Origin of the sequence: uncultured Lutibacter sp., assembly GCF_947493565.1 — a bacterium.
Taxonomy (GTDB): Bacteria; Bacteroidota; Bacteroidia; order Flavobacteriales; family Flavobacteriaceae; genus Lutibacter; species Lutibacter aestuarii.
Window position 1 is genome coordinate 148,901 of record NZ_CANLRG010000005.1, and the last position, 13,759, is coordinate 162,659.

Consider the following 13,759-nt stretch of genomic DNA (forward strand, 5'->3'; position numbering starts at 1 on the left):
TAATTATAGAAAAGCTTTTATCATTCTGTTAACTTCAAAAATATCTTTTTTTAATTGTATTTCTTTAAATCCTTTTTGGTGTAACAGTTGGACAGTTTCTTCTCCTAAATATTGATTGATTTCAAAATAAAGTGTTCCATTTTTTTTAAGATGTATTTTGGCTAAATCAGCAATTTTATCATAAAATACTAATGGGTTTTCATCTTTTACAAACAGGGCTAAATGAGGTTCATTTCCTAATACATTTTGTTGCATTTGATTTTTTTCCAATTCTCTAACATAGGGAGGGTTACTTACAATAATATCAAATTGATGTGGTAGTTTTTTAAGGCTGAGGATATCTTCAGTAATAAATTGGATTGCTACGTTGTTTTTTAACGAGTTTTCTTCTGCAACTTTCAGTGCTTCTTTAGAAATGTCTAGTGCATAAACGCTAGTATTAGGTAAATTTTTTGCTAAAGAAACTGCAATACAACCACTTCCTGTACCAATATCAAGAATTTTTAATTTAGAATTTTGAACCTTATCTAGGTGGTCCTTTATAACCCAATGTACTAATTCCTCGGTTTCAGGTCTTGGAATTAAAACGTCATTAGTTACCTTAAATGGCAATCCGAAAAATTCCGTTTCACCAATTATATATTGTATAGGAATATACTTTTTTAATGTAGTTAAAGCATTTTGAAGAAAGGCTAGGGCTACTTTGTCAATTATTATATTTGGATGAAGTGCAATCTCAACACGATCCATTTTTAATTGATGTTTAATTAAAAGATTAAAGAACGATTGAATTTCTGTTTGTGGATAAATTTCAGAAAGTTCTTTAAAAAATAACTGTTTAAATTCTTGAATTTGCATTATAAATCTTTAAGCATCCATAAATTACAAGAATAATGTCCTGTATCTCCCATTGGTTTATCCAAGTCTTTAAAACCAACTTTTCTATACAGTTTTCTGGCTTCTTCCATATAAGGAAGGGTTTCTAAATAACATTTCTCAAAACCAAAATCTTTAGCCTTTTGTAAACATATTTGCATCATTTTACTACCTAGTCCTATGCCTCTTGCAGCAGGTAGGAAATACATTTTTTGAAGTTCACATACTTTTCCAGTATAATTATCGAGTTGTTTTATTCCAGCTCCGCCTAAAATTTCATTATTTTTTTCAACTACATAATAAATTGCATTTTCAACATTGTAGGCTTCAAATAAGGTGTCTAAAATTTTGTCAGCATATGCAGTGCCAACTTTAGGAACGCCAAATTCAATTAAAACTTCACGAATTGCTTTGGCTATTTTAGGATTGTCTTTAGGTTTAATTTCTCTAATTGTAAAGTTATTAAGAGTCATTTTAAAGTACTATTTTTACGACGTGAAGATACACGAAAAATATATAAAAAGATGCATACAATTAGCTAAAAATGGTTTGGGCACTACGTATCCTAATCCTATGGTTGGAAGCGTTATTGTATACAATGATACAATTATAGGTGAAGGGTGGCATCAAAAAGCTGGAGAGCCTCATGCAGAAGTGAATGCAATTAACTCGGTTAAAGATAAATCGCTGTTAAAAGATGCTATTATTTATGTTAGTTTAGAGCCTTGCTCTCATTATGGAAAAACACCTCCATGTGCTAATTTAATTGTTGAAAGTGGAATTAAAAAAGTAGTTATAGGAATTATAGATTCTAACAGTGAAGTATGTGGTAGAGGGGTTTTACATTTGCAGAAAAATGGTTGCGACGTTATTATAGGTGTGTTAGAACAAGAGTGTTATCATTTAAATAAACGGTTTTTTACCTATCATCAAAAACAGCGCCCATTTATAATCTTAAAATGGGCTGAAACTAAAGATAAGTTTATAGATAAAAAAAGAGAAAAAGGAGGGAGTAATTCTCCTAATTGGATTTCTAATAAATATTCTCAACAGTTGGTTCATAAAATGAGGGCAGAAGAACAAGCTATTCTAGTAGGAACCAATACCGCTTTAAACGATAATCCAAATTTAACCGTTAGAGGTTGGTATGGAGAGAATCCAATAAGAATCCTTATTGATAAAAATTTAAAAGTACCAAAAGATTGTAATTTATTAGATGATAGTGTTAAAACCGTAGTTTTAACGAATAAATTACCCGAAAAAAGTTTATTTAAAAATACGTATTTTGAGAAAATAAATTTTTCAGAAAATGTTCCTCAACAAATAATTAAGATTTTGTACAAGTATAAAATACAGTCTGTGCTAATTGAAGGAGGAGCTTATACTCTAAAAGCTTTTATAGATAAAGGTTTATGGGATGAAGCATATGTATTTGAAGGGAATACAAATTTTAAATATGGATTAAAAGCTCCAAAATTTAAAAAAGCACCATCTGAAATCCGAAAAATTTCAGATGATACGTTGTATATTTATAAAAATAGTTGATTAGTTTGTTTTTTCAAACATTTCAATTTTAGTATCTCCGTTTGATTTTTTGTAGCCTCTAAACATGCCTGAGGAATTAAAATCCCAGTAAACATCTCCATTTTTATCTAATAAAATCATTCCACCTTCTCCACCTAATTTACCAATTTGATTGAATAAAACTTCGTGAAGCGCTTCGGATGGACTTACTTTTTTATATTGAATTAAATTTGAAACTTCATGAGCGGCAACGGTTCTAATAAAATATTCACCTGAACCTGTACTAGAAATTCCACATGTTAAATTATTAGCATACGTGCCTGCTCCAATGATAGGAGAATCTCCAATTCGTCCATATTTTTTATTGGTCATACCACCTGTTGAAGTGCCAGCAGCAATATTTCCATTTTTATCTATTGCAACGGCGCCAACGGTTCCGTATTTATGATCGTCAATTAATTCGTTTTTTATTAAAAACGCAGTATGGTCTAACTGAGTTTGCTCTTTTCCCTGAATTTTTTTAAGCTGATTCATTCTTTTTTCTGTAAAAAAATAAGAACTATCTACCATTTCAATTCCGTATTTAGCAGCCATAATTTCTGCACCTTTTCCAGAAAGCATCACATGTGAAGAGCTATCCATAACTACACGCGCAGCTAAAATTGGATTTTTAATATGGTTTACGCCAGCAACTGCTCCAGAATTTAAGGTTTGACCGTCCATAATTGAAGCGTCCATTTCTTGAGCTGCTTCACTGTTATATACGGCTCCTTTACCTGCGTTAAATAATGGTGAGTCTTCCATAACATTTATTGTAGCTTGAATAGCATCTAATGAAATACCACCTTTTTCAAGTACTAAATATCCAGCGTTTAAAGCTTCTTGTAATTTTTCGGCATATGCTTTCTGTTGTTCTTCGGTAAAATACTCTCTTTTTATTCCGCCAGCACCTCCATGGATTACTATTGCGAAAGAGTTAGGAGTTCTTGTTTTTTTAATTTCTTTTTTTAAATCTTTTTCTTGACAAGAAATAATTAAAAGAAGTGAATAAAGTAATAAAGAAATTTTTTTCATAAGTGGTTAAGTTTAGTATTCAAATATATTCATTTAAAAACAGAAAATTAAAATTTTACTTTTGATATATTTGTATTCTTAAATTATGTAATATTTTAGAAAAAGACACATATAAAACTATTGATGTAGCTAAAGGCGAGGCTTTATATAAGGAAAAAGGAAGTAAATTTATTGGTTATGTTTTTCCTGTTACTTCAGAAGATGAAATAAAAGAATGTATTGAAAGTGTTAAAAAAAAGCATCACACGGCAAGGCATTGGTGTTATGCTTGGCAGTTAGGTGTTGAAAACCTACAGTACAGAGTTAACGATGATGGAGAGCCTAATAATTCTGCAGGTCAACCAATTTATGGGCAAATTTTATCTAAAGAATTAACAAATATTTTGGTAATTGTAGTTCGGTATTTTGGAGGAACTAAATTAGGGGTTGGTGGGTTAATAAATGCATATAAAACCGCTGCCAAATTAATTTTAGGTGAAGCTGAAATTGTTGTAAAAACGATAGATATTCATTTTCAGTTAATTTTTGAATATCAGTATATGAATAAAGTGATGCGAATTATTAAAGAAGAAAATCTAGAAATTTTAAATCAAAAAATGGAATTAAATTGTGATTTTATAATTTCGGTTAGAAAAAAGAATTCACAAAAAGTTAAAGATAGATTTGAAGATTTAAGGTGTTTAAATATTAAGGAAGTGTAGCATTAAGTTTTTTTAATTTGTTTAATAAATATTCAGGAGCTTTAGTAGGTTTATTAGTTTTCATATTTACAAATGCCAAAGTAATGTTAGCCGTTGTTAAAAGTTCGTCGTTTTCATTTCGTAATTCGTATTCAAATTCAATTTTAACAGTTGGTGTTTTTACAAGTGTTGTTTTTAACGTTAGTAAATCATCGTATTTTGCAGGCTTTTTGTAATTTATATTTAGATTAATTACAGGTAACATAATGCCAGTTTCTTCCATTTTTTTATACGAAACCCCCAATTCTCTTAGCCATTCTATTCTACCCATTTCAAAGTACTGAGCATAATTCCCATGATATGCATAACTCATTTGATCGGTTTCGCCATATCTTACTCTAAATTGAATTTTATTTGAAATCATTTTGTATATTTATACGTGTTATGTTACGTAAAAAAAAATTAATAATCAATAGATATTTAATTTTTTTATACTGAAAAATATTCACATTTTTGTACAACCAAAAAAGGAAAAGGAGTTTACTCTTTTTTAAAAACTAATTAACTTAAATACACCTTTTAGATTACCAATGAATAAAACTGCATCATCAGTTTGGACGGAATGCCTATCTTTTATAGAGGATAACATTAAGCAGCAAGCGTATAAAACTTGGTTTGAGCCAATTAAACCAATTAAATTATCAGGTGAAGCATTGACAATTCAGGTTCCTAGTAAATTTTTTTACGAATGGTTAGAAGAACACTATATTAAGTTATTAAGAGTTGCTTTGGTAAAACAATTGGGTGAGGATGCAAAGTTGATTTATGATGTAAGAATGGAAAATAATTACAGTAGTAACAATCCACATACTGTAAAAATACCAAGTTCTAATAGAAACCCAATTACACCTCAAGGAGTTGCGTTTCCACTAGATATTAATAAACGAGAATTAAAAAATCCATTTATAATTCCTGGAATTCAAAAGGTAAAAATTGAATCTCAATTAAATCCTAATTACAATTTCGAAAGTTTTGTTGAAGGAGATTCTAATAGGTTAGCTCGTTCGGCAGGAATGGCTGTTGCTAATAAACCTGGAGGAACTTCATTTAATCCTTTGCTAATTTATGGAGGAGTTGGATTAGGAAAAACTCATATAGCTCATGCTATTGGAGTTGAAATTAAAGATAAATATCCAGACAAAACAGTGTTGTACATTTCTTCAGAGAAATTTACACAACAATACATAGATTCTGTAAAGGGAAATACTAGAAATGACTTTATTCATTTCTATCAAATGATAGATGTATTAATTATTGATGATGTTCAATTCTTGTCTGGTAAAACAGGAACTCAAGATGTGTTTTTCCATATTTTCAATCACTTGCATCAAAATGGAAAGCAAGTTATTTTAACATCAGATAAGGCGCCTGTTGATATGCAGGATATTGAGCAACGTTTGCTATCGCGTTTTAAATGGGGGTTGTCTGCAGAGTTACAAGCTCCTGATTATGAAACTAGAGTGTCTATTTTGCAAAATAAACTCTATAGAGATGGTGTAGAAATGCCAGAAGAAATAGTTGAATATATTGCAAAAAATATAAAGTCGAATGTTCGTGAGTTAGAAGGGGTTTTAATCTCAATGATTGCTCAAGCTTCTTTTAATAGAAAAGAATTTACCCTAGCACTTACCAAACAAATTGTAGATAAATTTGTTAAAAATACCAAAAGAGAAGTTTCTATAGATTATATTCAAAAAATTGTTTCTAATTATTTTGAATTAGATGTGGCTACCTTGCAATCTAAAACTCGTAAGCGTCATATTGTTCAAGCTCGTCAATTGGCAATGTATTTTGCAAAAAGAATGACGAAAGCTTCGTTAGCAAGTATTGGTTCTCAAATTGGAAAAAGAGATCACGCAACCGTGCTTCACGCTTGTAAAACTGTTGATAATTTGACAGAAACCGACAAGCAGTTTAGAAAGTACGTAGATGATTTAACTAAAAAACTTACTTTTTAATAAAATGACTAAAGTATTAATGGTTTGTCTCGGTAATATTTGCCGCTCTCCATTAGCAGAAGGAATTTTAAAATCTAAACTTTTAAAACCAGGTTTTTTTATTGATTCTGCTGGAACTGGGGCGTATCATGTTGGTGAACACCCAGATAGACGTTCAATAGCAATAGCAAGACAATACGGAATAGATATTTCTACCCAAAAAGCTCGTAAATTTACCGTTGATGATTTTGATAAATTTGATGTAATTTATGTAATGGATAACTCCAATTATTCAAATGTTATAGCATTGGCTAGAAGTGAAGAAGATAAAAAGAAAGTAAACTACATTTTGAATGAAGTTTTTCCAGGTGAAAACTTAGATGTTCCAGATCCTTATTATGGAGGAGATTATGGTTTTAAAAATGTATATTTAATGTTAGATGAAGCTTGTGAAATTATTTCAAAAAAAATAAATTCAAATGAGTGATATAAAAGGGGTTTTGTATTTGATTCCTACAACTTTAGGAGATAGTGAACCTTTAGAGGTGCTTCCTTTGTCTGTAAGAAAAGTTATAGAAGAAGTCGATCACTTTATAGTAGAAAATGAAAAAACAGCTAGAAGGTTTATAAAACGAATTACCCCAAAAAAATCACAACCTTCACTTACCATTTATAAATTGGATAAATATGCTGATGAATTTGAAGTGAAAACTTATTTAGATGTTTGTGAAAAAGGTATTTCAGTAGGTTTGATTTCTGAGGCGGGTGTTCCTGCAATTGCAGATCCAGGAGCAGAAATTGTTAAATTAGCTCATGAAAAAGAAATAAAGGTGGTTCCGTTAGTTGGTCCTTCATCTATTATTTTAGCAATGATGGCTTCGGGTTTTAATGGTCAAAATTTTACGTTCAATGGGTATTTACCTATTGAAACTAATGAGAGAAAAAAGGTAATAAAAAGCCTTGAAAAACTTTCAAAAGAAAAAAATCAATCTCAAATTTTTATTGAAACTCCTTATAGAAACGAAAAAATGTTTGCCGATTTAAAAAGTACATTAACTCCAACAGCAAAATTATGTATTGCTTGTGATATAACATTGCAAAACGAATATATTAAAACGATGGAAATTAAAGATTGGAAACATCAGCAACCTGATTTACATAAAAGACCCACCATTTTTATAATTCATAAAGATTAAAAAAAAGCCTCAACACTAAGTTGAGGCTTTTTTGTTTAACCAAAATTATTCTAATTATAAAACAGGTTTCCTTTTAGCTTTAATAAAAGAAGTGTCATAACCTGAGAATTCTTTTAAATAGTGCCTAACTGAAGAGCCATAAGCATCTTCAAAAGTAAAAGCACCTTTGCTTCTTAAAAATTTCTTTACATTTCCAGCTCCAGCTAAATGAGCAGCTGCAATAATGCCGGATTCTGTAATTTCAATTCCGTGAATATTTTTTCCAACACTTCGTTTAATGTCTTTTCTTAAAATCCATTTATTAAGTGAGCATAAGGCTAAAAATGCATCTTCTTGTAATTCTGGATTTCTTAAAAAAGAGTGAGTGTCATAAATTTTAAATCTACTAAGGGTTGATTTTCCAAATTGATATTTTCCTAAATATCCAAGTGTATTAATAATTTCGTATCTACCTTGTGATTCTTTAAATGCTAAAGCTTCTCTAAACCCAACAAATTTGTTGCCAATAAAAGGAATGTTGAAATCTTGAAGAGCTGCTTCTTCTTCTGTAGGAACATAGGCTACAGATGTAGTTGTATTAAAGTTTATTTTCGAGTTTTTTGTGTCTTTTGAAAAACTAGAAATAATTATTCCTAATACAATTAAACTTAAAAATAGTATTACTTTTTTCATAATTTTAAGGTTTAATTACCTTATAAATTTCGGGGTGCAAATGTAATGTATATTTTTATATTGGCAATAAATTTAATAAAAAAATAATTATTTTAATAAATAATTAACAAATATTCTGTTTTATTAAATAATTTTTAACTTTTGTAAATTAAGATTACTTAGAGTTGTAAAGTTTTTAATAAACTTTTTTTTTACAGACTAATAATTATCTATTCACGCCTTGTTTATTAAGCCAATTTTGATATTTAAGTGCATTTTTATTATGTTGTGATAGCGTTTTTGCAAATTCATGTGTGCCAATTTTGGTAATACTAGCGCACATATAATAGTAGTTATGGTTGGCTGGATTTAAAACTGCTTCAATTGAAGAAATATCAGGCATAGCAATTGGTCCAGGAGGTAATCCTAAATTTATATAGGTATTGTATGGAGAATTAATTTTTAAATCTTTTTTTAAAACTCTTTTTATTGTGGTATTTTCTCCATGTTGCATTTTATAAGCAAATATAACTGTTGGATCTGCTTGTAATGGCCAATTATCTTTAAGTCTGTTTAAATATAACTTAGCTACCATTGGTCGTTCGCTCACTGTTGAAGTTTCTTTTTGTACGATTGAAGCAAGTGTAATTACTTCATTTTTTGTTAGATTTAGTTTTTTTGCTTTTTGCAATCTTTCATCATTCCAAAAGCGTTGATATTCTTTAAGCATTTTTGCTCTAAATGCTTCAGCGCTTGTATTCCAATAAAATTCATAAGTATTTGGAATATACATTCCAAGAGCCGAATTTTTTGTAAAGTGATGCTTGTTTATAAAATTTTGATCATAAAATGCATTTAATAATGAAATGGAATCAGCTTCAATTTGCTCTGATATTCTTCCTGCTAATTTTTTAAAATTGTCTTGATTGTTGAATGATAATTTTACAGGAGTTTGGTTGCCACTTCTTAATAGATTTACCAAGTCATTATTATTCATTCCTTTGGCAATATGATATTTTCCAGGTTTAATGGTATTGGTATATTTTTTTTTAGCTGCAACCCAGGTAAATGGTTTTACTCTTTTTAAAAATGGACGAACTAAATTTTCAACTTCAGTAAAATTACTATTAGAAGGAATGTATAAATAGCCTTCTTTTATAGTATTTGGTTTGTAAATTTTATTGTAAAAATTAAATGCTAAAAAACCAGCTATTATTAATAATAGAGAAATGATTAATAGGATAAGTTTTTTTAAATTCATGTTACGATTTAATCAGTTGGTATAATACTTCATCTTTAAAGTTAGGGTTTGAATAAATCCAATCTTTTTTTACACCAATTTTTTTAAAATGATGTTTTTCAAATAACCTGATGCTTTTGGTATTGTCCGAAGTAATATTTGCAAAAATTTGATGAACATCTAAGTAGGTAAATGCATAATCGATGATCATTTCAAGAGCTTCGGATCCATAGCCTTTATTTTGGTGTTGAGGTAGTAATAAAATTCCAATTCCAACTCTTTTATGAAGTGGGTTAAAATCAAATAAATCAATCATCCCAACAGGAATGTCGTCAAAATCACTAATTACAAACCTATATTGTTTGGCTTCATAAATATCTTGATGTGAGTTTTCAAGATATTTTTTTAGTACGTATTTTGAATAAGGTAATTGTGTACCGCTTATTTCCCAAAAAAGCTCATTGTTTTCTGTTGAAAACAAAAAGTTTAAATCTTCAGGCTCTAAAGCTCTTAAATTGATATTTTTACCTAATAAAATTGCCATTAAATTGTAATATTACCTTCAAATACAAATTGAGCAGGTCCTTTTAAAAAAACATTTGTGTAGGAAGTATCCTTTTTTTCAAAAGAGACTTCTAAGTTCCCTCCTAAAACTTCAATTTTAATAGTGTTAGAATTGGTTATGTTAGTTTTATTAGCTGCAATTGCAACCGCAGTAACACCTGTTCCACAAGCTAAAGTCTCATCTTCAACACCACGTTCGTAGGTTCTAACTTTGAATGAATCGTTAGTTAATTGTTCAACAAAATTTACATTGGTTCCTTCTTCAAAATAGGGAGCTCCATATCTAATTTTTGAACCTACTTCTTTTACATTTATAGTCGATATATTTTTACAGAAGCTGATATGGTGTGGAGATCCTGTATTTAAAAAAGTGTATTCTTTAGCAATTTCTATTTCAGTTACATCAATCATTTTTAAGCTAACTATGTTATTTTCAATAGTAGCATAATGTAATCCGTCTACAGCATCAAAAGTAGTTTTATAAGTTATTATACCAAGCTGTTTTGCAAATGCAACCAAGCATCTCCCTCCATTTCCACACATGCTTCCTTCATTTCCATCGGCATTAAAATAAACCATTTTAAAATCTTGTTTATTCGAAGGTTCTAATAAAATTAAACCATCTGCACCTATTCCAAAACGTCTGTCACACAGTTTGTTAATAAGCGAAATGTTAGTTTTTGGAAACGATAAATTTCGATTATCTATCATGATAAAATCGTTTCCAGTGCCTTGATATTTGTAAAAATGTAATTTCATTAGTGCAAATGTAGTAAATTTCATTGTAGGTTTTTTGATTAAAGATAATGATGAAACCAAGAAATGTTAAATATGGTTAAATGAGCGTTAATAAAGCGTTAAAGGAGTTTTTGAAAAGCAATAAAATTTTAATTTTGAATGTTAATTTATAAAAATATTAAAGATGAAAAGAATAATTAGTATTGTGTTATTTTCGGCTTTAGGAGGAGCACTTACTTTAGGTGCTTATAAATTATTTATTGAAAAGCCACAAGTTGTTATTGAAAAAGCAGTTGAGTCAAAACCATTGGCGGTCAAGACAAATTATACAAATACGTTAGGAACTGCCATTGAAGATACTGATTTTACCATAGCTGCTGAAAAAACATTAAATGCTGTAGTTCACGTAAAAAACACGTCTTATAAAACAGTGAGAGACCCTTTTGCAGAGTTTTTTTACGGACAAGGAAATGGAATTAAACATTATTCGCAAGTTGGTACAGGTAGTGGTGTAATTTTTTCATCCGATGGATACATTATTACCAACAATCATGTAGTAAAAGACGCTACAGATATTGAAGTAACTTTAAATAATAAGAAAGTTTATAAAGCTAAAATTATTGGAAACGATGCTATAAATGATATAGCACTCCTTAAAATTGATGAAAAAGAGTTGCCCTATATTACCTTTGCTAATTCTGACAATGTAAAAGTAGGTGAGTGGGTGTTAGCCGTTGGAAATCCATATAATTTAACGTCAACAGTTACTGCAGGAATTATCAGTGCAAAAGGTAGAGATTTAGAAGGAAATGGTCCAATTACAGATTCATTTATACAAACTGATGCCGCAGTTAACCCTGGTAATAGTGGAGGAGCCTTGGTAAATGTTAGAGGTGAATTAATAGGTATTAATACCGCAATTTCTTCTAGAACAGGTTCTTTTATAGGCTATTCATTTGCTGTTCCTTCCAATATTGCAAAAAAAGTAATTGAAGATTTAATGGAGTTTGGAACTGTACATAAGGCAATTTTAGGAGTGCAAGGAGGTGAGTTAAATGGAAAAGTTGCTCAAGATTTAGATATAGATTTAACAGAAGGTTTTTATATTTCTTCTGTATCCGAAAACTCTGGAGCTAAAAAAGCAGGACTTAAAAAAGACGATGTAATCATTCAAGCTGATGGAGTAAAAATAACATCATATGCTAATTTAACAGGTTTTTTAAATACCAAACGTCCTGGAGATGTAATAAAAGTAACTTATGTAAGAGAAGGACACGAATATACTGCAAATGTTAAATTGAGTAAAAATGAAATGAGTAAAGTAAACTCTTTAGGTTTAGAATTGAAAAATTTAGATGCCAAAGAATTGAAAAAACTAAAAGTTTCTAATGGAGTAAAAGTTACAGATATTACCAATAAAGAATTGTTGTATTATGGAGTACGAAAAGGATATGTAATTACTTCTATCAATAATCAAAAAGTAAACTCTGTTGATGATGTTACTGAAATGATTTCTACCAAAGCAGCTAACGAGGTATTACGTATTGAAATGTTAAACTTAGATGGAGAGGTAGAACGCTATATTTTTAGGTAGTTGTTAGATTGTGTATAAAATCCTTTCAAAAATTGAAAGGATTTTTTTTACAAAAAAGAGTTGCGAAAACGTTTGAAATTGGTACTTTTGCAAAAATTTTTAACAACACACAACTAAAATGTCTTACAACGAACTTTACGAAAAAGAACTCGCCTTTCAAGCAGATAGGCGAAGAGCTACAGTAGAATTTATTAGAATTATTAGCGATTTATGGTATGATGATACCATAGAACTAATTCTTTTTAGAAATCAATTAATTGATAGAAATGTTAGTGAAATACTTAACTTAGTTGAGTATGCTAGTGAATTTGTAGAAAAACCAATTTCAATATTTGATGCTGTTGAAATTGCGCGTGAAATTAAGAATCAAAAATTATCGCCTTCAAAAATTGATATTGGTAAATTGGTGTATGAGTATCATATAGAGAGTAATAGTAAAAATATTGAAGACTTTATTGCTGAAAAATTAAGTGATGCAAAAAAAATAAATGGAATTGAGCCAAAAGACGTTGTATTATATGGCTTTGGAAGAATAGGAAGGCTATTAGCTCGAGAATTAATGACTCGTACAGGAAAAGGTAATTTAATGCGCTTAAGAGCTATTGTTACAAGAGGTGAAATAACAGAAACGGTTTTAGAAAAAAGAGCAGCATTATTAAGAAATGATTCCGTACATGGTGATTTTCCTGGAACTGTAAGTGCTGATATTGAAAAACAAGCTTTGATCATAAATGGAACTACAGTAAATATAATTTCAGCAAATTCACCTGAAGAAATTGATTATACTTCTTATGGTATTTTTGATGCTTTAGTAATTGACAATACGGGAGCTTTTAGAGATAAAGAAGCTTTAAGCAGGCATTTAGCATCTAAAGGCGTGTCTAAAGTTTTACTTACTGCGCCAGGTAAAGGAGTTCCAAACATAGTTCACGGTGTTAATCATTTAGAATATGAACCTACTAAAGTTGATGTTTTTTCAGCAGCTTCTTGTACTACTAATGCAATTACACCTGTTTTAAAAGTTATGGAAGATAGTTTTGGTGTAATAAACGGACATTTAGAAACGATTCATGCATATACAAATGATCAAAATTTAGTGGATAATATGCATAAAAAATATCGAAGAGGAAGAGCAGCAGCTTTAAATATGGTAATTACTGAAACTGGTGCTGGTAGTGCTGTTTCTAAAGCATTGCCTTCATTTGAAGGTAAGTTAACATCAAATGCTATTAGAGTTCCTGTGCCTAACGGAAGTTTAGCAATTTTAAATTTAAGACTGGAAAATGCTGCAAGTAAAGAAACAATTAATTCAGTAATGAAAAAGTATGCTTTAGAAGGTGATTTGGTTGAGCAAATTAAATATTCTTTAAGCAATGAATTGGTTTCTTCAGATATTGTTGGAACTTCTGCACCAGCAATATTTGATAGCAATGCAACCATTTCTAATAATGATGGAAAAAACGTAATTCTATATGTCTGGTACGATAATGAATACGGATATAGTCATCAAGTAATAAGGTTGGCAAGGTATATTTCACAAGTACGAAGATTTACGTACTATTAGTATATTGTTACTTTATATTTACACTATTTTATACAAAAAAGCCTCAACATTTGTTGAGGTT

At 29.7% G+C, this 13,759-nt stretch carries 15 protein-coding genes; 7 read left to right on the forward strand and 8 right to left on the reverse strand.

Features of this window, described 5'->3' with window-relative positions; all coding sequences use genetic code 11:
• Positions 1-3: 3 nt before the first annotated feature.
• Positions 4-858 carry a peptide chain release factor N(5)-glutamine methyltransferase gene (gene prmC, locus Q0714_RS07725; RefSeq protein WP_298263989.1) on the reverse strand — a complete coding sequence of 285 codons (855 nt, stop codon included), beginning with the start codon at positions 856-858 and terminating at the stop codon, positions 4-6.
• Positions 858-1,349 (reverse strand): GNAT family N-acetyltransferase, encoded by a 492-nt coding sequence (locus tag Q0714_RS07730; RefSeq protein WP_298263991.1) that lies wholly within the window; start codon positions 1,347-1,349, stop codon positions 858-860. The genes prmC and Q0714_RS07730 overlap by 1 nt, the downstream gene beginning before the upstream one ends.
• Before the next feature lie 22 nt (positions 1,350-1,371).
• Here Q0714_RS07730 and ribD point away from each other — a divergent pair, with 22 nt between their 5' ends.
• Positions 1,372-2,421 carry a bifunctional diaminohydroxyphosphoribosylaminopyrimidine deaminase/5-amino-6-(5-phosphoribosylamino)uracil reductase RibD gene (ribD, locus tag Q0714_RS07735; protein WP_298263992.1) on the forward strand — a complete coding sequence of 350 codons (1,050 nt, stop codon included), beginning with the start codon at positions 1,372-1,374 and terminating at the stop codon, positions 2,419-2,421.
• On the opposite strand, the gene Q0714_RS07740 is transcribed toward ribD, so the two are convergent.
• Complete coding sequence (locus Q0714_RS07740) at positions 2,422-3,474, reverse strand: isoaspartyl peptidase/L-asparaginase family protein (RefSeq protein WP_298263994.1); 1,053 nt, start codon at positions 3,472-3,474, stop codon at positions 2,422-2,424. It abuts the gene before it with no gap.
• A 119-nt stretch (positions 3,475-3,593) separates the two neighbouring features.
• Here Q0714_RS07740 and Q0714_RS07745 point away from each other — a divergent pair, with 119 nt between their 5' ends.
• Positions 3,594-4,175: a YigZ family protein gene (locus Q0714_RS07745; protein WP_367181336.1), complete on the forward strand. Its 582-nt coding sequence runs from the start codon at positions 3,594-3,596 to the stop codon at positions 4,173-4,175.
• Here the strand turns inward: Q0714_RS07745 and Q0714_RS07750 are convergent.
• The gene (locus Q0714_RS07750; RefSeq protein ID WP_298263996.1) at positions 4,162-4,578 is read right to left on the reverse strand and encodes a thioesterase family protein; all 417 of its coding nucleotides are present in this window, start codon (positions 4,576-4,578) and stop codon (positions 4,162-4,164) included. The genes Q0714_RS07745 and Q0714_RS07750 overlap by 14 nt on opposite strands.
• Positions 4,579-4,744: 166 nt before the next feature.
• On the opposite strand from Q0714_RS07750, the gene dnaA reads away from it, so the two are divergent.
• From dnaA to Q0714_RS07765, 3 genes are read left to right on the forward strand one after another with little or no spacing between them, the layout of a single operon-like run.
• Positions 4,745-6,172 (forward strand): chromosomal replication initiator protein DnaA, encoded by a 1,428-nt coding sequence (gene dnaA, locus Q0714_RS07755; protein WP_298263997.1) that lies wholly within the window; start codon positions 4,745-4,747, stop codon positions 6,170-6,172.
• 4 nt (positions 6,173-6,176) lie between these two features.
• On the forward strand, positions 6,177-6,638 hold the full coding sequence (locus Q0714_RS07760; RefSeq protein WP_298263998.1) for a low molecular weight protein-tyrosine-phosphatase: 462 nt from the start codon (positions 6,177-6,179) through the stop codon (positions 6,636-6,638).
• Positions 6,631-7,347: an SAM-dependent methyltransferase gene (locus Q0714_RS07765; RefSeq protein ID WP_298264000.1), complete on the forward strand. Its 717-nt coding sequence runs from the start codon at positions 6,631-6,633 to the stop codon at positions 7,345-7,347. The genes Q0714_RS07760 and Q0714_RS07765 overlap by 8 nt, the downstream gene beginning before the upstream one ends.
• 54 nt (positions 7,348-7,401) lie before the next feature.
• Here Q0714_RS07765 and Q0714_RS07770 read toward each other — a convergent pair whose 3' ends face one another.
• The 4 genes from Q0714_RS07770 to dapF all read right to left on the reverse strand — a co-directional run bounded on the left by Q0714_RS07770 (position 7,402) and on the right by dapF (position 10,561).
• Positions 7,402-8,019 carry a peptidoglycan-binding protein LysM gene (locus Q0714_RS07770; RefSeq protein WP_363317283.1) on the reverse strand — a complete coding sequence of 206 codons (618 nt, stop codon included), beginning with the start codon at positions 8,017-8,019 and terminating at the stop codon, positions 7,402-7,404.
• 205 nt (positions 8,020-8,224) lie between these two features.
• Positions 8,225-9,259, reverse strand: coding sequence for an endolytic transglycosylase MltG (mltG, locus tag Q0714_RS07775; RefSeq protein ID WP_298264002.1), 1,035 nt, complete (start codon positions 9,257-9,259; stop codon positions 8,225-8,227).
• A 1-nt stretch (position 9,260) separates the two neighbouring features.
• The gene (locus Q0714_RS07780) at positions 9,261-9,782 is read right to left on the reverse strand and encodes a GNAT family N-acetyltransferase (RefSeq protein ID WP_298264003.1); all 522 of its coding nucleotides are present in this window, start codon (positions 9,780-9,782) and stop codon (positions 9,261-9,263) included.
• Positions 9,782-10,561 carry a diaminopimelate epimerase gene (gene dapF / locus Q0714_RS07785; RefSeq protein ID WP_298264225.1) on the reverse strand — a complete coding sequence of 260 codons (780 nt, stop codon included), beginning with the start codon at positions 10,559-10,561 and terminating at the stop codon, positions 9,782-9,784. Before dapF ends, Q0714_RS07780 begins: the two co-directional genes overlap by 1 nt.
• Positions 10,562-10,724: 163 nt before the next feature.
• Here dapF and Q0714_RS07790 point away from each other — a divergent pair, with 163 nt between their 5' ends.
• On the forward strand, positions 10,725-12,134 hold the full coding sequence (locus Q0714_RS07790) for a trypsin-like peptidase domain-containing protein (RefSeq protein ID WP_298264004.1): 1,410 nt from the start codon (positions 10,725-10,727) through the stop codon (positions 12,132-12,134).
• Positions 12,135-12,252: 118 nt separating this feature from the next.
• Positions 12,253-13,698 (forward strand): glyceraldehyde-3-phosphate dehydrogenase, encoded by a 1,446-nt coding sequence (locus Q0714_RS07795; RefSeq protein WP_298264005.1) that lies wholly within the window; start codon positions 12,253-12,255, stop codon positions 13,696-13,698.
• The last annotated feature ends 61 nt before the right edge of the window (positions 13,699-13,759 follow it).